This window comes from Oleiharenicola lentus, from assembly GCF_051660365.1.
Lineage (GTDB): Bacteria > Verrucomicrobiota > Verrucomicrobiia > Opitutales > Opitutaceae > Lacunisphaera > Lacunisphaera lenta_A.
The window spans coordinates 34,412-55,167 of the sequence record NZ_JBOZXB010000003.1 but is presented as its reverse complement, the minus strand read 5'-3'; the positions used below and the strand labels follow the sequence as shown (position 1 = coordinate 55,167).

Annotated in this window: 14 protein-coding genes; 11 read left to right on the top strand and 3 right to left on the bottom strand. The window is 57.3% G+C overall.

From position 1 onward, the window contains the following. Positions 1–38: 38 nt before the first annotated feature. The 7 genes from ACRRQW_RS19575 (at position 39) to ACRRQW_RS19545 (ending at position 10,958) form a co-directional block, all read left to right on the top strand. Positions 39–1,418, top strand: a complete 1,380-nt coding sequence (locus ACRRQW_RS19575; RefSeq protein ID WP_438483317.1) for an MFS transporter — start codon at positions 39–41, stop codon at positions 1,416–1,418. Positions 1,419–1,423: 5 nt separating this feature from the next. After that, positions 1,424–3,709 (top strand): FAD-dependent oxidoreductase, encoded by a 2,286-nt coding sequence (locus tag ACRRQW_RS19570; RefSeq protein ID WP_438483316.1) that lies wholly within the window; start codon positions 1,424–1,426, stop codon positions 3,707–3,709. Between the two features lie 75 nt (positions 3,710–3,784). Next, entirely contained in the window at positions 3,785–5,734 is a 1,950-nt protein-coding gene (locus ACRRQW_RS19565; RefSeq protein ID WP_438483315.1) for a glycoside hydrolase family 2 protein, read from the top strand. 1 nt (position 5,735) lies between these two features. After that, on the top strand, positions 5,736–7,022 hold the full coding sequence (locus ACRRQW_RS19560) for an MFS transporter (RefSeq protein ID WP_438483314.1): 1,287 nt from the start codon (positions 5,736–5,738) through the stop codon (positions 7,020–7,022). Between the two features lie 34 nt (positions 7,023–7,056). Then, a complete protein-coding gene (locus ACRRQW_RS19555) occupies positions 7,057–7,965 on the top strand; it encodes a helix-turn-helix domain-containing protein (RefSeq protein ID WP_438483313.1) in 909 nt (302 codons plus the stop codon). After that, complete coding sequence (locus ACRRQW_RS19550) at positions 7,962–9,452, top strand: alpha/beta hydrolase fold domain-containing protein (RefSeq protein ID WP_438483312.1); 1,491 nt, start codon at positions 7,962–7,964, stop codon at positions 9,450–9,452. The genes ACRRQW_RS19555 and ACRRQW_RS19550 overlap by 4 nt, the downstream gene beginning before the upstream one ends. Positions 9,453–9,557: 105 nt before the next feature. Continuing rightward, positions 9,558–10,958 (top strand): FAD-dependent oxidoreductase, encoded by a 1,401-nt coding sequence (locus ACRRQW_RS19545; protein ID WP_438483311.1) that lies wholly within the window; start codon positions 9,558–9,560, stop codon positions 10,956–10,958. 174 nt (positions 10,959–11,132) lie between these two features. On the opposite strand, the gene ACRRQW_RS19540 is transcribed toward ACRRQW_RS19545, so the two are convergent. Further along, positions 11,133–11,600: a response regulator gene (locus tag ACRRQW_RS19540; RefSeq protein WP_438483310.1), complete on the bottom strand. Its 468-nt coding sequence runs from the start codon at positions 11,598–11,600 to the stop codon at positions 11,133–11,135. Positions 11,601–12,856: 1,256 nt separating this feature from the next. Between ACRRQW_RS19540 and ACRRQW_RS19535 the strand changes: the two genes are divergently transcribed. Together ACRRQW_RS19535 and ACRRQW_RS19530 are read left to right on the top strand one after the other, a co-directional pair. Beyond that, positions 12,857–13,297 (top strand): dihydrodipicolinate synthase family protein, encoded by a 441-nt coding sequence (locus ACRRQW_RS19535; RefSeq protein WP_438483309.1) that lies wholly within the window; start codon positions 12,857–12,859, stop codon positions 13,295–13,297. A 382-nt stretch (positions 13,298–13,679) separates the two neighbouring features. After that, positions 13,680–14,159: a response regulator gene (locus tag ACRRQW_RS19530; protein ID WP_438483308.1), complete on the top strand. Its 480-nt coding sequence runs from the start codon at positions 13,680–13,682 to the stop codon at positions 14,157–14,159. Between the two features lie 70 nt (positions 14,160–14,229). Here the strand turns inward: ACRRQW_RS19530 and ACRRQW_RS19525 are convergent, their stop codons facing one another. Further along, entirely contained in the window at positions 14,230–14,985 is a 756-nt protein-coding gene (locus tag ACRRQW_RS19525; RefSeq protein WP_438483307.1) for an efflux RND transporter periplasmic adaptor subunit, read from the bottom strand. 18 nt (positions 14,986–15,003) lie between these two features. Beyond that, positions 15,004–16,539, bottom strand: a complete 1,536-nt coding sequence (locus tag ACRRQW_RS19520; RefSeq protein ID WP_438483306.1) for a TolC family protein — start codon at positions 16,537–16,539, stop codon at positions 15,004–15,006. A 197-nt stretch (positions 16,540–16,736) separates the two neighbouring features. Here ACRRQW_RS19520 and ACRRQW_RS19515 point away from each other — a divergent pair, with 197 nt between their 5' ends. After that, a complete protein-coding gene (locus tag ACRRQW_RS19515; RefSeq protein WP_438483305.1) occupies positions 16,737–18,569 on the top strand; it encodes an efflux RND transporter periplasmic adaptor subunit in 1,833 nt (610 codons plus the stop codon). 10 nt (positions 18,570–18,579) lie between these two features. After that, the gene (locus ACRRQW_RS19510; protein WP_438483304.1) at positions 18,580–20,754 is read left to right on the top strand and encodes a hypothetical protein; all 2,175 of its coding nucleotides are present in this window, start codon (positions 18,580–18,582) and stop codon (positions 20,752–20,754) included. Positions 20,755–20,756 lie beyond the last annotated feature (2 nt).

The following is a 20,756-nucleotide window of genomic DNA, read 5'->3' as shown; positions in this document are numbered from 1 at the left end:
CAGTTTGTCACGCAGCGATCCAATTTCAGACCCAAAACTTGAGAAAAATCCCTTACCTTCGTTGGTGGATTGCCGTACTTCTGTTTGGAGCGGCGGTGTTGAACTACGTGGATCGTCAGACGCTTTCCGCGCTTGCGCCGACGATTCAGCGCGATCTGGCGATGAACGACCGTGACTACGCCAATGTGGTCAATCTCTTCCTGATCGCCTACACGATTGCATACTTGATCTCAGGTCGACTCACCGACGCCTTGGGCACGCGCGCAGGGATGGCGCTTTTCGTCTGTTGGTGGTCGATCAGCAACGCACTTACGGCTGCGGCCACGAGTGTGCACTCGCTCGGGGTGTTTCGTTTCGCACTTGGCTTGGGCGAAGCGGGAGTCTGGCCTGCCGCCTCCAAGGCCGTGTCGGAATGGTTTCCTTCACGAGAGCGCGCGCTGGCGATCGGATTTTACACGATGGGTGCAACGATCGGCGCTACGCTTGCCCCTTACATCGTGATTCCATTGGCCGCGTGGCCATTTGCGGAAAACTTGCCTTGGGTGAGCAATTTGCTCGGGCAAGGTGCAGGCTGGCGGATGGCTTTCATCTTAACCGGTTTGGCAGGAGTGGTCTGGTTACTGCCTTGGTGGCTGATCTATCGGAAGCCCAAGGACAGCCCGATAGTTAGCGAAGAGGAACGTCGGCTGATTCTGGACGACACCGCAGGGCAGTCATCCGACACGGAAACGCCTTGGACTTGGAAGCAAATTTTCACCAGCCGCATTGTTTGGCTGTTGCTGTTGGCGCGACTGATCACTGACCCGGTGTGGTATTTTTTCCAATTCTGGTTCGCGAAATACCTGCACGCGATGCGTGGGCTTGATCAGCAACAGCTCACTATTACATGGGTGATTTATGCGGCGGCGGGAGTGGGCAGTTTGTTCGGAGGATGGATTTCGGGGCGGCGAATTCTCCGTGGAATCAAGCCTTCGGAGAGTCGATTGCAGGTGATGCTGGGTTGCGCGTTGCTGTTGCCGCTAGCACCATTGGTTTCGACCGTTTCGAACTTCGGCCTTTCGATTGCCTTTGCGTGCGTGATCGTCGCCGCAGCGTTGGCGTGGCTCATCAATTTGTCGGCACTGGTGGTTGATTTGGTGCCGAAGCACTCACTCGGCAGCGTTTTTGGGGTCGTCGCGGCCGGTAGCACGGTGGGTGGTCTGATTATGAACACCCTCGTGGCATCGATGGTCGCGACGCAGGTGTCGACGGCCGCCGGCTTTTTGGATCAGGCAATCTATGCGGTCTTTGGGAAGCTGCTCGGAGCTTTGCAGGGGCAAGGTTACGGCCGCTGGTTCCTGATCATGGCGTTTCTCCATCCGCTCGCCTGGCTTTTACTGAAGGGCGGAAAAATTTCGCGTTCAAGCGCGGCAAATTAGTTTTCATGATTTTAGAACCTGCTGTTTCCGAACGGAAATTAAAACTGGTCAGCACTGTAAGCGACCTCGTCGTCGTGGGCGGCGGCCTCGCTGGCACGTGTGCGGCAATCGTCGCGGCGCGCGCGGGCTTGCGCGTCACTCTGGTGCAAGACCGACCTGTGCTTGGGGGAAATTCCTCGAGCGAAGTGCGCTTGTGGGTCTTGGGTGCCACGTCTCATCTGGGTAACAACAATCGCTGGTCCCGCGAAGGCGGACTCATCGATGAACTTCTCCTCGAAAACCAATTCCGTAATCCCGAGGGCAACGCGCTCATCTGGGATTCGATTCTTCTCGAGAAAGCCGTTGCGGAATCACGGCTCACCTTGCTGCTCAACACGGCGGTTCACGAGGTTCGTAAATCTGGGCCCGACGCGATCAGCGGCGTGAGAGCGTTTTGTTCGCAGAACTCCATTTCCTACGAACTGAGTGCACCCCTGTTCGTCGACGCCTCCGGTGACGGGATTGTCGGGTTTCTGGCGGGTGCGGCGTTCCGCATGGGGGCGGAATCCTCGCAGGAGTTTGGCGAAGGCTTCGCGCCGCGCGAAGCGGGCACAGATCTTCTCGGGCACTCGGTTTATTTTTATTCGAAGGATGTTGGCCGGCCGGTTGCCTTCGTGCCACCGAGTTTTGCTTTGCGCGACATCACGCGCGTGCCGCGTTATCGGGATTTCAACGCGGCTGATTACGGCTGCCGGCTTTGGTGGATCGAATACGGTGGAAAGCGCGACACGGTGCATGAAACCGAGGAGATCAAATGGGAACTCTGGCGCGTCGCTTACGGTGTGTGGGACTACATAAAAAACTCGGGCCGGTTTCCCGAAGCGGCTAATTTGACACTTGAGTGGGTCGGCACAATTCCCGGCAAACGCGAAAGCCGCCGCTTCGAGGGCGATTACATTTTGACGCAACAGGACATTGTGGAGCAACGGCTCCACGCGGACGCGGTCTCAGCGGGGGGATGGGCGGTCGACCTGCATCCGCCGGAAGGGGTATTCAGCGCTCAACCGGGCTGCCAGCAGTGGCACGCCAAGGGGGTTTATCAGATCCCGTATCGCTGTCTTTATAGCCGTAACATCAACAATCTCTTCCTCGGGGGTCGGATCATTAGTGCTTCGCACATCGCATTTGGATCGACCCGAGTGATGGCGACCTGTGCACACAACGGACAGGCGATCGGTCTGGCGGCGGCGTTGTGCGTGAAGCACGTCGTGGCACCGCGGGCAATCGCGCAAGGCGAATTGTTGGAGGAGTTGCGGACCGAGTTGCTCCGCACGGGGCAGTTTATTCCGGGAGCTGTCTTGAGCGATCCGGTGGATCTTACGCGTCACGCGAGCATCCATGCTTCAAGTGAATTTCGTCTGGGCGAGCTCATGGCGGGCAAGGAGCGGGTCGCGCTGAATTTTGCCCGCGCCATGCTGCTTCCCTTGTCAGCGGGCCGCTGCCCGAAGTTTACGTTCGTGGTGGATGTCGCGGTGGCGACTACGATCGAATTCGAGCTACGCACGGCGAAGCGCGTTGGTAATTTCACGCCCGATCTCACGCTGGCGAGTCGTTCGATCTCGGTCGAAACCGGCCGGGCGCAAAGTGTAGCGGTCACATTCGATGTGTCGATTGATCAGGCACGTTACGTATTCGTCTGCGCCGCAGCCAATCCTGCGGTGCAAATTCATCTCAGCGACGCGCGGTTGACTGGGGTTCTTTCAGTGGCGCAGAGCTTTAATAAATCAGTTGGCAAATCGCCGCGTCAGGAGCCGCCGGCGGGTGCTGGGTTCGACAGCTTTGAATTTTGGCTGCCCGCGCGACGACCGGGTGGAAAGAATTTCGCGCTCAAGGTTGAGCCGCCGTTGCGTGCTTTTGACTCGGAAAGCGTCCGCAATGGCATCGACCGTCCGACCAATGCGGTCAACGCGTGGCTCGCCAGCCTTGATGATCGCCGTCCCGAGCTGATACTGAAATGGCCGGAGCCTGTTCGCGTGGCTAGGGTGGTGCTGCGTTTCGATAGTGATTTCGATCACCCGCTCGAATCAGTTCTCATGGGAAATCCCGAGCGAATAGCGCCTTTTTGCGTCCCTGAATTCACGGTCCATGATGACGGTGGCCGGTTGCTCGCGCATGCGCAGGGGAATCATCTGTCCCAACGTGAACTCATCTTGGAGTCGCCAGCGTTGGTTCGCGGGATCACGATCCGTCTTTCTCCCCCTTCAACCGGCGTTCCTGCGGCGCTCTTTGCGGTGCGTTGCTATGCCGAGTGAGTGAACGCAAAGTCTTGCCTGCTTATGAAAACGAAACTCTCCGGACGTTTTTTTGCGCCGTTATTTTTTTTGATCATGGTTTCGTGCGCTTGGGCGCAACGCACGCAGGTGGATTTAGGCGGGGAGTGGCGACTGGCGCTTGATCCGGTGCAAGTGGGCGCGACACAGGAATGGTTCCAACCGTCGTTGCCTGTCGATAAATGGGATAAGGTTACGGTGCCGCACAGTTTTTCGGTCGACCCGCGTTATCATCAATTCACGGGGAGCGCGTGGTATCGCAAAACATTCAAAGCCACTCGAGTCGCCGGGAATCGGGCGTTCGTTCGCTTCGAGTCTGTCTACTACACGGCTCAAGTCTGGTTGAACGGCGTGTTACTGGGAAAACACGAAGGCGGCTACACGCCGTTCGAGTTCGATGTCACCGATTTGCTCGCGGAAGAAAATTCGCTCGTGGTGCACGCAAACAATGCGTGGAGCCAAACGACGATCCCCGGCGCGAAGACAAAGGTTGATTATCAAAGTCTGAATTACGGGCAGATGTTTCCGTGGATGAACTACGGCGGCATCATCCGGGAAGTGAGCCTCGTGTCCCGACCGGAGGTTTATTTGGAGAAGCTCAAGATCGAAACAATTCCCGACCTAGAGCGTAAGACCGCAAAGATCAAAGTGGCTGCGGTGGTTCGGAATCGTTCCGAAGCGACCTGGAAAAACGGTGAAGTTAAAATCGATGTTTTACTCCGGGGCCTACGCGTCCCGGTGAAGTTCGCGATTACGGTGGGCGAGGTAGCGGCGCGCGCAGACGGATTAATTCACGCGGAAGCGGAGTTCGGCGAAGTGCAGCTATGGAATTTAGGTGATCCGGTGCTCTATCGTTTAGAGGCGAAGTTGGGCAAAGACCTCGTGAGCTCTCATTTTGGCATTCGGAAAATTGAAATTCGCGGAACCAAGTTTTTTCTAAACGGCGATGAAGTCGCTCTCGGCGGGGTGAACCGCCCCCTAGATGCTCCCGGCTACGGTTCAATGGATCCGACCGACATCTTGGAGCGCGACATGCGGCTCATCAAAAGCGGTAACATGGAACTCTCGCGTCTCCTCCATTATCCTGGCTCGACGCAGCTGATGGATTGGGCGGATGAACATGGCATGTTGTTGATCGGCGAAGCGGGAAACTGGCAGATGACTCCCGAACAGCTGGCGGATCCGGTGATGCAGGAAAAGTTTCGCGCCCAGATGCAGGAAATGGTGGAACGCGACTGGAATCATCCCTCGCTGATCGGTTGGAGCGTCGGCAACGAATATCCTTCGCAGACGCCGGAAGGAATCGCGTGGACGCGCACGATGAAAGAGTTTGTGCAGTCACTCGACGCGAGTCGTTTCATTACGTTTGCGAGCAATGCGCTGACGCGCATGTCGATCAAACGGGCGGAGCAGGAGGCCTCGCACTACGTGGATTTTGTCAGCGTAAATATCTATGACCGGCATCGCGAACACCTGGCGACGATTCGTGCCGTTTATGCGGACAAACCAATTTACGTGAGTGAATTCGGAATACGGGCTGACGCGGTCAAAGAGGAGGGTGAGCGCATAAAACATCTCCGGGAAGCAATGGCTGCATTCCGTGAATTTCACGTGATGGGCGCGTCCGTGTGGACGTTCAACGATTACCAAAGTATCTTTCCGGGTTCGGACGCGAAAGGTTACCGTCCGTGGGGTTTGGTTTCCGCTGAGCGGGAAATCCGAGGGATGTATACGGCGGTTCAAGAGGAGTTTTGTCCGGCGGTGGTCACGTTGCGTTTCCGCAGCGGCGCACCGACTGAAATTGTTGTGAAGGCGCGCAACGATTTTCCGCGATACACTTTGAGAGGCTATCGACTTCGCGCAGGATCTGAGACTTTCGTGATCGATAATCTTCCACCCGGAGAAGAAATTTATTTTCCGATCAAAGAGGTGAGAAGCGGAGAATCGGTTGAGGTCGCTCTGGAAAAACCCAACGGCTTCGTCGCTCTGCGCAAGAGCCTCCGTTGATATGGAAAATTCAAGCGATCTTTCAAAATCACTCCTGACGCCGGAACGGCGGCGCTGGATCATACTCGGGCTCATCTTCTTCGCGATGGTGCTGAACTATGTCGATCGACAGATCGTCTCGGTGCTCAAGCCTACGCTCAAGGCGGTGTTCGATATCGATGACCGCGGATATGCGCTTCTGATCAATGTGTTCATTATCTGTTACGCGATCACTTATGCGGCCGCCGGTTGGTTGGTGGATCGTTTTGGAGCGGGGCGGATTATGCTGTATGGAATCATCGCCTGGTCCAGCGCGTGCATCGGCGCCGGGTTCACCAAGACATTTGGGCAGCTCGCATTCTTCCGCGGGGCGCTCGGCGTGGCCGAGCCGATGGGCTTCCCGGCGCAACTGCGCGTCGTGACGATCTGGTTTCCGCCGGGGTTGCGCGCGACGGCGAACAGTATTTGCGCGGCCGGCAGCACGATCGGTGCGATCATCGCTGCGCCGCTTGTGGCCTGGCTCGCGCTGAACTTCAACTGGCACGCGGCATTTTTTGTGCCCGGTGTGTTGGGGTTGGTCATCGCGGTCTTGTGGTGGATATTTTATCGCGATCCGCCGTCGGCAGCTTTCTCTGGTGAGAAAGCTGCCGCGCCCGCTTTTCGCTGGGGCCAACTATGGCGCACACGCAGCCTGTGGGGTATTTTGATCAGTCGTTTTGTCAGCGATCCAGTTTGGTATTTCTGCCTCTTCTGGCTGCCGGGGTACTTACAGGAAAGGTCAGGGCTGACGCTGGCTCAGATTGGCATGGTCGGATGGATTCCCTTTCTCGCTGCGGATATCGGCGGAGTAGGAAGTTCGCTGTTTTCAGATCGATTGGTGAAGCGCGGCGTGGAGCCATTGCGTGCGCGCAAGCTGACTTTGCTTGGCGCGGCTCTGCTGGCGCCTGTGTGCGTGCTGACGCCGCATTTTCCAAGTGCGGTCGCGACGTTGATCATTTTCAGCATCGTCGGTGCGGTGTGCCTGACGTGGTTGTTCAATCTTGGGGTGGTCGTGGCGGAGGCATTTCCGTCCGCCAATGTCGGCAGCGTGTGGGGTATTGCGGGAGCTTTCGGCGCGGCGGGTGCCATGTTTTTCAACACGTGGGTCGGGGAGATCATGCACACGTTCGGCCCGGTCCGGGTTTTCGCGCTGATGGCTGTGCTGCATCCACTGGCCATTTTGATTCTCTGGAAAATGGTGAGAAAAGAAACACCGTCCTCAGGAAACGGAAGTGCTGGTCACTTAACGCCGGCCGAGGCAATCGGTTAAGAACAACATGGGCAAGCCCGTCGCTGCACCCGGAATGCACAAGACTTCACTCGCGGAGTGGGCTAATTTGCATGCCCATCTGCTTTGGATCTACGACGGCTTGGTCGATCCGAACGGTCGGGGGAACGTGATGGCCTACGACATCACCGCGTGGTTGATGCGGAAGGGTTCGGTCAAAGTTGTATCGAGCAGCGGCACCTTATGCGCAGGAGCTGGAGAGTGGCTGTTTCTTCCGCCTGGGAAAAGACGACAGGAATTCTCCCCAGATGCGCACATTCTCTCGGTGCGGTTTAGGGCGCGGTGGCCGACTGGCGAAGATATTTACCAAGGCGACTTCGGACTCGCGCTCGCCGCGACATCACACCCGCAGTTGCTGAAAGCTGCAATGCCGCTGATGCGAACGGTCGCACAGAATTTTCCGACTTCGACTGTAGATCTCATGCAAGCGCCGGCGGATCTGGCGTTGCACGTCCGCTTGCAAACGCTCTCAGCGAAATGGTTCGAAGCGGTGGTAGCGGTGTTCAATCGCTTTGGAATCCAAACCACGCGCATGGGGAAATTCGACCCGCGCTTGCTGCAAGCAGTGCGCCGACTGGATCGGCAGCCGCTTTCGAAACCGATCTGCGAGGCGGAAGTCGCGATGGTCGCAAATTTCAGTGTCAGCCAGATGAACCGGCTCTTCCACCGGCAGTTTGGGGTGAGTTCGCGAGGGTATTTCGAGCGTCGTCGTTACCAGCATGCGATTGCTTCCTTGGAAAGTTCGTCCGCCGCGATCAAGGAGATCGCGTTCGGCCTGGGATTTTCCTCGCTGCCGCATTTCTCGGCGTGGTTTCGCAAGCGGAATGGAGTTTCGCCCCGCGCATTCCGGCTCGCGCCCATCGCCAATTTTCACTCGATGAAAGCAAGCGCTCGAAAGAGCGACCGGCGCACGCTTCAATCATGAGTCGATCGCGTTTTCACCGCGGGAGGGGATTTTTGGCCGCGATTTGTCTGTTCGCGGCGGCGTCGGTCGCAGCGGGAAAACCGTTAACGATCATGGCGCTGGGGGATTCAATTACGGAAGGAGGCGAGAATTTTTCTAGTTACCGAATGCGCTTGTGGGAACTCTTGTTTGGGCACGGCTATGTGGTGGAGTTTGTGGGGTCCCGCTCATCTGACGAACGGATCGGTGCGCTGAAACACGAAGGCCACAGCGGAAAGTCAGCAGAGTTTTTGAATGAACGCATCGCGGAACTTTACACGGCAAACCCAGCCGATGTCGTGTTGCTCCACGCGGGGCACAATCACTCCAGCGAGGAGACAGATCCGGTGGCGTCCATCATGGAAGCGACGCGGGACATCGTTGCGGCGGTCCGCCGAATCAATCCGCGGGTCGTCATCTTGATCGCCCAGCCAATCACCAGCGGGAAGCTGCCGAAGTATAGTTACATTCCCTCGTTGAATGAGTCGCTCGCGGAATTTGCGGAGAAAGATCGCCTACTGCAGGCGGAACAAGGTGTTCGTCCCGTAGTTTTGGTGGATCAAGCGACCGGCTTTGATTGGCGCGACGACACGATCGAGGATCGCGTGCATCCTAATCCTCAGGGAGCGCAGAAGATTGCGAATCGATGGTTCGAAGTGTTGAGAAAAGTGCTGCCCGCGCCTCCCAACAAAATTCCCGAGCCGAATCGATTCGTCTACAGGCGGGTCGAGGGCCGCGAACTCGCTTTGCATGTATTTCAGCCCGATTCGGCGACTGTGAAGCCGGCACCGGCAGTAGTTTATTTTTTTGGCGGCGGCTGGCGTTTCGGGACACCGATTCAATTTTACCGCGAATGCGCGCGCTTGGCGGCGCGAGGCATGGTCGCGATCGCGGTCGACTATCGCATTCATGCGACGAGCCAGACGACGCCGATCGCCAGCGTGGCTGATGCGAAGGCGGCGATGCGGTGGATTCGAGCGCATGCCCTTGAGTTGGGTTGTGATCCCCATCGCATCGCTGCGGCGGGTTCTTCAGCGGGAGCGCATCTGGCGGCAGTGCTCGCGTTCGTGATTGTTCCCGAAGATCTGAATGAACCGGCAGATTCGAGTCGGCCTGATGCGATGGTTCTGATCTCCGCGGCGCTGGATACGAGTCCAGATGGTTTCGGTGCAGATCAGTTTGGCGAACGCGCGTTGGAATTTTCTCCGTTGCATCATGTTTCTAAACCCGCACCTCCCGTGGCGCTCTTCGTGGGTTCGAAGGACCCGGTGCTGCCGGTTGAAAAAGCGGAACTTTTCAGGAATCGAATTCTGGCGGCTGGCGGCACCTGCCAGTTGTTTGTTTATCCTGAGGCAGGGCACCAGCTTTGGGCCTACCGTTCGGGAGAAAACGAGATTTCTCGTGATGTTGATTCCAAGACCGCGTCGTTCTTCGAGTCGCTGGGTTGGATTAGGCCGACCGTGCCGTGAAAATAGTAAAATCGTGTAACTCTTCGCGAATACAGGTAACCGAGCTGCTTTGCTGTCGGCGCGATTGATTATGATTTTCGACATCATTTTTTTTAAAAATACGCCATGATCATTGAGACTTTACCGAACGGAAACTATGACCTGATCGTTATCGGCGGAGGCGTCTCCGGTAGTATCGCGGCGATTGCGGCGAGTCGCGCTGGTGCCAAAGTGTTGGTCGTGGAAGAGCAGGGATTTCTGGGCGGCTCCCTCACGGCAATGGGCGTCGGCCCAATGATGAGTTTCCACAACCCTGCGGGCGAGCAGGTGGTGCGCGGTATTCCTGACGAAATGATTGAACGGCTTAAGGCTCGGGGCGCGAGTCTCGGACATATACCCGACACCACGACCTACTGCAGTACCGTTACGCCCTTCGAAGCTGAGGAGTTGAAAATTGAGCTGGAGACGATGCTCATAGAAGAAGGTGGTGAATTTCTCTATCACACACAGCTGGCTGCGGTGGAGAAGAGGGGGGATCGCATCGATTCTGTGACCGTGTGCAACAAGAGCGGACTTCTTCGGCTTCAGGCGAAGATGTTCATCGATGCCACGGGCGATGGGGATGTCGCTGCCCGCGTGGGCGTGGCTTTTGAAGTTGGTAGGGAGGGCGACGGGGCGATGCAGCCCATGACGATGAACTTGAAGCTCGGTAATGTGGACATTGCCGCAATCAGGCAATACGCCATGGAGCATCCGGAGGACTTTTTGTTTCACCCGGTCGGACAGGAGGAAGCGTTGCGTCGTATCCGGAGTTCCCCGCGATTAAGTTTAGCCGGATTCCTAAAGGAATGGTCGGCGGCCCGGCAGCGCGGCGAGGTTGATATTCCCCGTGACCAAGTGTTGTTTTTCGAAACACCGACGCCCGGAGTCGTGATCGTCAACACCTCGCGCATCACCGGCCTCGATCCCACGAACCCTTTCGAACTCAGCCATGCGGAATCAATCGGACGGAGGCAGTGCGTTCAAATTTTTAACTTTTTACGCGGACACGCGGTCGGTTTCAAAAACGCCATCCGCATGGATACGGCGGCGAAAGTAGGTGTACGTGAAAGCCGGCACATTCACGGGCGATATACGATCACGGCTGACGACATTTTATCGGCGCGACACTTTGATGACTGTATCGCTTTGGGCGGCTACCCAATCGACGTGCATGCACCGAGCAATGCAGCGACGGTTACGAAACATTTAAAACCACACTCGAAATACCAGATTCCGTTAGGGGCCCTGCTCCCTCCAGGTGTTGAGAATCTGATCATCGTGGGCCGTTGCATAAGCGCGACCCATGAAGCTGCAGCGGCCTTTCGCGTCACTCCGATCAGCATGGCGATTGGTCAGGGGGGGGGCGTGGCCGCAGCCGAAGCCGTAAGGGCAGGCACGTCGCCCGCCTCCGTACCGTTTGACAAAATCCGCGAGAAGCTGCTTTCGCAGGGCGCGTTACTGCCCCATTCGAAATTTGGAAGTTGATGTGTGCGCTTACATCGAAGCCAGTCATCCGCCGCGGTGAAATTGAAGAGAACAGATGCGCTCGGCATTTGGAGGATTAATGCATGTGCCTGCAAAAAATCTCCGTGGATGCAATTGTGACGTCCGACCCCGATGAATTACCTGCCAGTGGTTCGCTAGTCCCGAAGCGGTAAGTTACCCGACTCCACCATGGAGCACCACCCACTTTCCGTGACGCCCTGTCTTCATTAAGTGCAACAAGTCGTGAACCTGCTTAAGTTGGTCATTGGTGCTGGCTAGCTTTACAAGATAAGCATCCGCCCCGTGCTCCCTCGCCAGTGCGACGTCGGTCACTAAATCCGAAGTCGAATACATCACCACCGGCGTTGCATCAAACGCAGGCCGTTCGCGGACCCACTTGAGCACGTCAATGCCGTCGGCCTGTGGCATTTTTTTATCGAGCAGGATTAGGCCTGGCTTCACGGCAGTCACGTTCAGGAGTTGTTCGTTGAGATGGGTGATAGCTTCCCAACCGTTGTTAGCCCGAATCACTGGCCAATTCACCCCTGCGCGAGCGAGTGCGCGCTCAAATAAAAAATAGTCCGCTTCGGAATCGTCCGCGTAAAAGAGAGGAGAAAGGGAGATGGAAGATGCGTCAGCCAATCGCGCCAAATCCTATTCATTTTCTTTCATTGCAGAAGGAATTTCGAAGCGATCCGCACTGGAAATTCGGTCGTTAATTCCACACCGCAATTCGAACAAAAAATTTTATTTTCGACGCCGGTAGGCGTACCAAGCTCCAACTAAGGTTTTCTTTAAGGCGAGGAGGTATGTTGTGATCGAACAAGGAGAACATCACTCCCTTCGCGCAAGCATCCGTATCCACTCCGCACACGGTGACTTCCTTCACTCCACTCGCTTTAATCTTTCGGACGTCTTTTTCCTTGAGACCATAGCCGGTCTTTTCGATCACGATGTCATCTGGTAACGGCTAAATCAGTAAACGCAAATCATCCGATCCGGGTGCGCAGCATTTTTGGCCCAAACGCTTTCTAAATAGGGAATCGGGTGGATTGACGAACACGGTGAAAATTCTGCGCTTGAACAGATGGGAGCATTTTCGAATCCGTGCCACCACTGCGGGCGGAATGTCGAATGACTCTTGAACGTCGACAATACCGGAATCGTGCTACCAGTCATGGGTGGGACGACGGTAGGTGGCTGAATTTTCGGATCGCAGCAGATATCCGCTTCCGCATGTGCTCCTCCTTGATCTCAAAATGCCGGAGCTAACCATGTTTTAAAGTGTGAGCTTCTCCGTCGTGAGCAAGAAATCGGGGCAGCACCACATCGTCGGCCCGGTGACCGACCTCTTGGAGAAGTCCCATTACTTGACCAACCTGTCGCGCATCTGGGAGACGGTGGAGATGGGCCCAGTCCGCTACTTGTCGTCGGAGCGAGCGTTTCGGAGCGAGGAGGTTTCGAGTCTTAATTAGAGTCGCGGACATGCTCCGATGAAAATCTGCCCGCAATTTCCCGCAAGCGACCCAGCACGGTGTCGCCTGAATGTCACATCGATCGCACGCATCTTTGTTACAGTTGTGTAAACGTGAGTCTTCGTTTGAACGAAGATGCCCTACCTCGGTCTTTCTCGACGTGTAAAGTTTGCTTGGTGTTAGGTAAAAGGCCGTCTCAGGGGTGAGGCGGCCTTTGTGTTTTTTCGAACTCGTGAGACTGCGCGCACAACTTCGCCACGAATCGCCGCCGCTGCGAGTTTTCACACCAGCCCAGCCTCTCGGAACGAATAGTATCCGAGGCCGGTCGGATCTGCGTTAACGCGTCCGAGGATTTCCAAGGAAGCGATTCACTCACTGCACCAATGTTGGTTTTCTTCAGTCTTATAAATTTTTCGAAAAAATATGTCCGCTTCAGTCCCTCGTAAAGGCATCCTCGCTGCGCTCTGGCTGCCGACAGATGCATCCGGTAATCTGCTAGTCGCTGAATTGTCACGACACCTATCATTTCTCAAGAGCAAGGGTGTCTACGGCGTCCTCGCATTAGGCAGCACGGGAGAATTCCCGCAGCTGGATATCGAGCAGCGCAAACGGGCGCTCGCCACTGTCGCCGAACTGGCAGCGCCGCTTCCGGTCAGCCGCTTCGATGCGCTTCTTAACTTCCGGCGACTGCTGGTCGAAAAACGCTTGCATGTAGGGCATTTGGCGCTCGATCCGCTTCATCGTCCCCTCGAACGCTTCCAGATCCCGCAACATGAGCGTCCGGGCGGCGCGCTCGGGATTTTCTGCGATCAGTTTCGTGTAGTAGGCGAGATCTTTGGGATGCGCCGCGATATAGGGATTTAGACGTTCCTCGACTTTTCGGCTGGTGCGATTTCCTGGGGTAGATTCAGGAGCGTTGCCAGCGGCTTGGCCTTCGCCGGCGGGCTGCGTTGACGGGGCCGGCGTTTTCGCGGCCGGAGTTTCAGGTTTCTTTTCAGGGTTGGATTTATTCGAGCGCATGAGGGCTTTGGTTTGGACATGCCGGCCTCTTAAATTGGTGCGGGCCGGACGGGGAGCACCTGGCGATAGCGCCTTAATTCAGAACCGGGTTGAGCGGAGGCGGTGCAGCGGTAACCACGCGCAATGCGAGGTCGAACTGGTCGCTGACGTCTTTCGCGTCGTAGCGGGAGAGGGTGAAAGCCATGAGCGATTTCGCATCAATCTTGGGCTTCGTGTCGCCGAAGCGTTGGTTCAATTCATCGGCTGCCTGATAGTATTCGGCGGCGATCAGCAGGAAAAAGTCGCCACCGCTTCGCCGTTGCCCGCGCCCACGGACAAACTCGCGGCCACGCTGCCATTCCGAATCCTGCTGGCGGATGATAACACGGTGAATCAACTCGTGGCCAAACGCGTGTTCGAAAGGTTTGGTTATTCCCTGAAAATCGTTTCCACGGGTTTGCAGGCGGTCGAAGCCGCCCGGACGGGAAATTACGAGGTCGTTTTTATGGACATCCAGATGCCCGAAATGAACGGCTACGAGGCCACGGGGCGCATTCGCGAAATCCTCCCGGCGGACAAGCAACCGTGGATTGTGGCGCTCACCGCCAATTCGCTGGAAAGTGACCGTGAGACGTGCCTGCAAAATGGCATGAACGATTTTCTCACGAAGCCGGTCCGGTTCGCTGAACTTGAAACCTGCTTAAAAGCAGTGCCGCGCCGGAACTGATTTTTTTTCGCGACAAACCTAAAACTCTGCGGCGCGAACTCACGGCCCTGCGCGCCTTCGAGCAGCGAGATTACTCGATGATCACATCTGCGCGCAGGCCCGGCTTGATGACGCGCTTCGGATTAGGCACGAGAACTTTCACCCGCAGCAAACCGCTGGCGGCATCGACGCGGGGATCGATGAAATCAACTTTACCGGCGAAATTTCCCGTCGTGCCGTCGGTGATCGCAACCGAGCAGCGAATTTTCACATTGTCGCCAACCTGAAGTCGGCCGAGCTGTTCTGAGTGAAGGTAGAACTGAACATACACTTGATCGATGTCGACGATGCGAAACATCGGTTGGGTGGCAGTCACGCTTTCGCCGACCTCCCGCATCCGCTCGACCAATAAGCCGTTGATTGGGGCAACCAGGGTGCGCTGGTTGAAAAGTTCGGTCGCCTGTTCCGCCTGCAAGCGGGCGAGGTCGAGTTCGATCCGATTCTTCAACGCTTCATCTTCGGAAATGATTTTGTCGGCGTAGAGATTTTTCGAGCCCTTGAAATCGAATTCGCGTTTTTCCAGCGCCGCTTTCGTGCGCTGCATGTCGAGTTCCTCGATGCGTCCGTAAAGTTTCGCCAGCACGTCACCCGCCTTCACCGTGTCGCCTTCTTTGAAATGAATGGACTGAATGCTGCTTTGCACCGGCGACGAAATGACAACTTCTTTGAACGGTAACACCAGGCCATCGAAGCGCAGCGCGTCGGCGGCGTGGGCTTGCACGAGGTTAGTCAGACATCCGACGACGAATGCGAAAAATTTGAGACGGGTGACAGTCGATACATTCATGGAAAAGGACGGCGGCGGTTAATTGACGGCGAGGGAGACGCGAAGATTTGAGTCCAAGGTGCCCAGCACAAAATAAAGCTGAGTGATCGCTTTGTTCAGGTCGACGTAGGTGGCGAGTTCGCGTGAACGGGCCTGGCTGAGGTCACGTTGCGCTTGCGCGACGTTGAAGCTGGTGGTCTGGCCCGCGCTGAGACGGCGAAGTTCGACGTCGAGTGTGGATTGGGCGAGGCGCACCGTGTCTTTGACGAGCGTGACGCGTTCCGCGGCATTGGTGATGTCGCGCATGGCGTTGTCGAAAGCGGAGAGGAGGGTGACTTCCGTGCGTTTAAGTTCGAGCAGCGCCTGGGTTTTGCGTTGCTTGGCTTCAAGCACGCGACTGCGACCGGTTTTGTTGAAGACGGGAATGTTTACCACCACGCCCGCGCTCCAAGAAGGATCACTGCGTTCCCAGTAGTTTTTGTAAGACATTTCAATCGTGCGATTGAGACCGTTGTAACCGATCGAAGCTTTCAGATCCACGCGAGGCCAGCGCTGATTCTCGGCGTAAGCGATACGCACGTCCTCGGCCTTCGTGACCTCGCGACTCGCGAGATAGGATGGATTGTGGTTAAACAATTCGCCGAGGGCTTGATCGCGGGAGATCGCCGGCACCTCGGTCGTCGCGAAAGAGGTGTCGACGATGAATTCATTGGTGTCATCGAGATCGAAATTATCGCGCGTGAGTTCGCGCAGCACGTTGCGGCGTTGCGCGAGAAAATTCCGGGCGATGAGCAGTTCTTCGCGCGCTTCCGAGGAACGGCTCTGAGCCTGCGTGACATCGATTGGCGCCATACGGCCTTCGTCGACGCGACGCTGATTTTCGCGCACAAGATCGTTGGCGACTTTCACCGCTTCATTTTTCACCGTCACGTTCTGCTGCGCAAAAGCGAGTTCGTAGTAGGCGTTGGCGACATCACGCATGATGCGCAGCGCCACGGTTTGCAGTTCGTAGCGCGCGGCGGTCGTTGAGAATTTCAGCAACCGAATCTCCGCGAGGTTGGAGGTCGGTCCGAAATCTTTCAGCAACGGTTGCGTGAGCGTGAACGTGGAAGTCGCGACGTATTCCGTTTGGAAGTTATTGTAACTGTTGCGCAGACGATCGGACCCCGTGAGTAATTCGTAGACGGTGCCGGTGGGCAGGCGGCCGTTTACACCGACCTGGCTGCGCACAATATTTTCGCGGAGGATCGGGTCGCTCTTACCGCCGAAAATTGCGCCGAGCGAAGAATTCTCCTGTGCGGTTTTCGGACGCTCATTTTTGATGTAGGAAAAACCGCCGACCAAACTCGGCTCGAAGGCGCCACGCGCGGCTTCCGTGCGTAACTCCTGAATTTTTGGGTCGATGCGTTTCGCTTGCAGTTCGAGGTTGGCGTTCACGGCTGCGACCAAAAGATCGTGCAGCGTGACGACCTGCGAAGTGGCGGGTGAAGGCGTCGCGACGGCGGGCGTTTCGGCCGCGAGCGCCATGGAAACCGCACTCAAAAATCCGGTTAATGCAAAAGAGAGACGAGTCATTTTTAGAGAGGAATTGAAAGTGAGTTGCGTGAGCACGTGCTTAAAAAAATTGAAAGGCACTCATCACGAAAATTTGGTGCTGTTCTTGAAATTTTTTTTTCGGATGTAGAGTAAAATCTTGCCGTCGCATAAAAAAATAAACGTAGCTCTCGCTTCCAAATCGCACGTTTCACACAGATTTTTTTTAGAGAGCTCCGATGAGTAATCCCAATTTAAAGGCGTCGTCCCTCAGCGAAGCCGTGGCCCGACTTGAGGCCTGCCGGTTGTTTGAAGGACCTGTAAAAGATTTCTGGCAGCTCTTCGCGCGCACGTGTTCGGAGATCGCCGGAGCCAACGGTGGTCGCGTGATCGTGCGCAGCGAAGGGCAGTGGCGCCTCGCCGCCGCGTGGCCGGATCCCTGCGAATTCGCGGTGCCCATGACTGGCGCCGCTTTCGAAGCGCTTGCGGGACAAGCGCTCAATGAGGGTCTCGCGGCGTCACCGACAAACGCAGCTCATTTGCCTGGACTGCTGTTGCTCGCTTTGTCCACGGGCGAAGAAAAAGATGAATGCCTTTTTGCGGCGACCCTGGTGCCGGGCACGCGCGAAGCGCTGCTGACCGCAGGAAACTTGCTGAGACTCGCGGCAGACACGCCGCTGCTTTATCAACGGCAGCGTCAGCTCGAGCGCTCGAAACGCGAACTCGTTAATTTTTCGCAGGCGCTCGAAGTGCTTGCCGCAACCAATGTGCACACGCGTTTCCTTGGCGTGGCGATGGCGTTGGTGAACGAGCTCGCGGTGCGGCACCGCTGCACGCGCGTTTCGCTCAGCTGGCGCGTGGGCTCGTATCTTCGCGTTCAAGCGGTGAGCGGCACGGATAATTTCGAGAAGCGCATGGCTGTCGTGCAGCGCCTGGAAGCCGCGATGGAAGAAGCGCGCGATCAAGATGAGGAGATTCTTTGGCCGCCGTTGCCGGATTCCGACGCCATTGTGCGCGATCACCAAGCTTACGCTGAAACCGAACGCGTGGTGGGACTTCTCTCGGTGCCCGTGCGGATCGATGGCGAGCCGCGCGGGGTGCTTACATTAGAGCGCACCGAAGCCTTCGGGGAATTTGACGCACTCGCGTTGCGCGTCGTGGCTGATCAGGTGGCGCGGCGGCTCGATGATTTGCGCGCGCATGATCGCTGGTTTGGCGCGCGCTGGGTGGAGTCGGCGCGTCCGTGGTTCTCGCAGTTTCTCGGCCCGAAAAATACCTGGCTGAAAGTGGCGGCGATTGTGGTGACCTTGTTTCTGCTGTTCTCCGTCTTCGTGCCGTTGCCATATCGCGTGGATGGTTCGTTTATCGTGCGCGCGGAACAGCTGATGCATCTGCCCGCGCCGTATGATGGTTATTTGGGTGCGGTGAAAGTGCGCCCCGGCGATTTGGTGAAAGCGGGTGAAGAGTTGGTGCGTCTCGACACCAGCAATCTCCTGATCGAACTCGCTTCGGCTCAGGCCGAACGTCAGCGCTATGCGAGCGAGGCGGAAAAAGCGGAAGCGGATCGTAAACTTTCTGACATGCGTGCGGGACGTGCGTTGGAGGCTCAAGCGCAGGCGCGCGTGAATCTGATTCGCTACCGGCTCGATCGTGCAGTGATGAAAGCTCCGTTTGACGGCGTCGTGGTCGAAGGCGATTTGCGCGAACGCCTGGGCGCACCCGTGCGCGCCGGCGACGTGCTGTTAAAATTTTCCCAACTCAAAGGCCTCTACGTAGAGATGCGCGTGCCGGAGCGCGACGTGGATCTTATTGGTCGTAGCAAAACCGCGGACATCGCGTTCACCACGCGGCCGGAAGACAACTTTCAAGTGCGCATCGATCGGCTTGAGCCGTCGGCGGTGCCTGATCGCGAAGGAAATTTTTTCGTGTTGCGCGGTCAGATGTCGGGCACGGCGGAGTGGTTGCGGCCCGGCATGACGGGTGTCGCGAAGGTGGAAGCAGGGCACCGGAGCTTTCTTTGGATCGCGACGCATCGCTTGATCGATTTCCTGCGGTTGCGTCTGTGGTGGTGAGGGCACTGCAATGAGCGAAGCGCGCGCAATGTTCAGTGAGTCGTGGCACCGCGTAGCGGGGCAGCGCCTGCGTCTACGTCCGTCCGTGGAATTGCGCCGCCAGCGTTTCCGCGGCGAGCCGTGGTTCGTCGCCCACGACGGATTTACCAACACTTTTTTCCGGTTCCGACCGGAGGCCCACGATTTTATCGCGCGGCTGGACGGCACCAACACCGTCGAAGAAGTCTGGCTTGGATGTCTGCGACGCTCGCCCAATACCACGCCGAGTCAGAACGAAGTGGTGAGCATGTTGGCGCAGCTTTACCAAGCCAACCTACTGGCTTCCGATACGGCGGCCGATACGAAACGACTTTTTGAGCGTCACCAAAAGCGTGCGCGCCGCGAACTCGCCTCGCAAATTTTTGGAATCTTTTTTCTGCGCATCCGACTCTTCGATCCCGACCAGTGGTTGAACCGCACGTGGCCGTGGCTGCGCTGGCTCGCCACCCCGGCAGCAGGAGTGGTCTGGGCGTTGGTGGTGCTGACCGGGCTGGTGATGGTGCTGGGCAATTGGGATCGCGCCATGGATCAATCCCAGGCGGTGCTCGCGCCCGGCAACCTGCTTCTATTATACTGTGCGTTCACCGTTGCGAAGCTGATCCACGAGTTTGGCCATGCCTACGCGGTGAAAGCCTTTGGCGGCGAAGTGCACGCGATGGGCGTCACCTTGCTCGTGTTCACGCCGATTCCCTACGTGGACGCCACCGCCGCGTGGGCGTTTCGCGAACGCTGGAAGCGCGTCGTGGTGGGCTTGGGCGGCATGATTCCTGAATTGGCGTATGCGGGTATCGCGGCCGTGGTGTGGACATTCACCGGTCCGGGCACCTTGAACAGCCTCGCGTATAACACGATGATCGTGGCGTCGGTCTCGACGATTATTTTCAACATCAACCCGCTGCTGCGTTTCGACGGTTATTATATTTTGTCGGATCTCACGGACTCGCCGAACCTGCAGGCGCGATCGATGCGGCAGTGGCTCTACCTGTTTGAAAAACACGCTGTCGGCGTGGACGTGCTCGAAAGCCCGGCCCGCTCGAAAAACGAAGCGGTCTGGCTAACCATTTTCGGCGGGGCGAGTTGGGTGTATCGCATGATCGTGACGGTGACGATTATCCTGCTTGTGGCGGATCGTTACTTCGGCATCGGTTTGCTGGCGGGTATCCTGACTTTTGTCGGCGCGTTTATCATTCCGGCCGTGAAGGCGGTGCGTTATCTGGTGCGCGAGCCGCGGATCGAGCGTGAGCGTCGTCGCGCGTGGTGGGTTTCGGCGGGTGGCCTGGCTCTGCTCTTAATCTTTCTGGGCGTGGTGCCGCTGCCGCATCATTTCCGCGCTCCGGGCGTGGCCCGCGCGGCTGGATCGTTTGAAGTCTACACGCAAGTTCCGGGTTGGGTGTTGCGCACGGGCATGACGAGTGGATCGCCTGTCCAAAGCGGGCAGGAGCTTATCCGCATGGAAAGTCCTGAACTGGAATTTGCGCTCGCGGCGGCGCGCAGCGATCTGGAGGAAACCCGGGTGCGCGAGCGCCAGATGCTGTCTGATTTCGCGGGTGGGATTGAGCCGATGCGCGTGCGCCGCGAAGCCTCCGAACAACGCGTGTCTCAGTTGGAAGCGGATCGCACGCAGCTGGAAATGCGCGCTCCGGTGACGGGCGAATGGGTGGCACCGACCTCTGATGATTGGAGTGGGCTCTGGTTGAATCGCGGCGTGCGGGTGGGCGAGATCGTCGGGCGCGGGCCGGATTGGGAATTTTTCGCGATCGTTTCGCAGGAGGATGCGAGCGCGTTGTTTGGCGCCGCCAAAGACGGAGCGGAAGTGCGTTTCCCGGGCGTTTCCGGCGACGTGCAAGCGGTGCGCGAGTGGCGCGTGGTGCCGGGACGGCAGGAAATTCTTCCGAGTCCCGCCCTCGGCTGGAACGCCGGCGGCCCCGTGCGAGTGGCTGCCGATGACACGCATGGAGTGCGCGCAGCGGAACCGTTTTTCCTCGTGGTGGGTCGAATCGCGGGCGCGGGATCGGTGCAGGGTCACTCGGGCGTGCTCTGGCAGGGGCGTATCGGCGTGATGCGTTTTGATCTGCCGTGGAGTCCATTGTTGGTGCAGTGGTCGCGACAATTCCGACAGATGCTGCAGCAGCGTTATCAACTCTGATC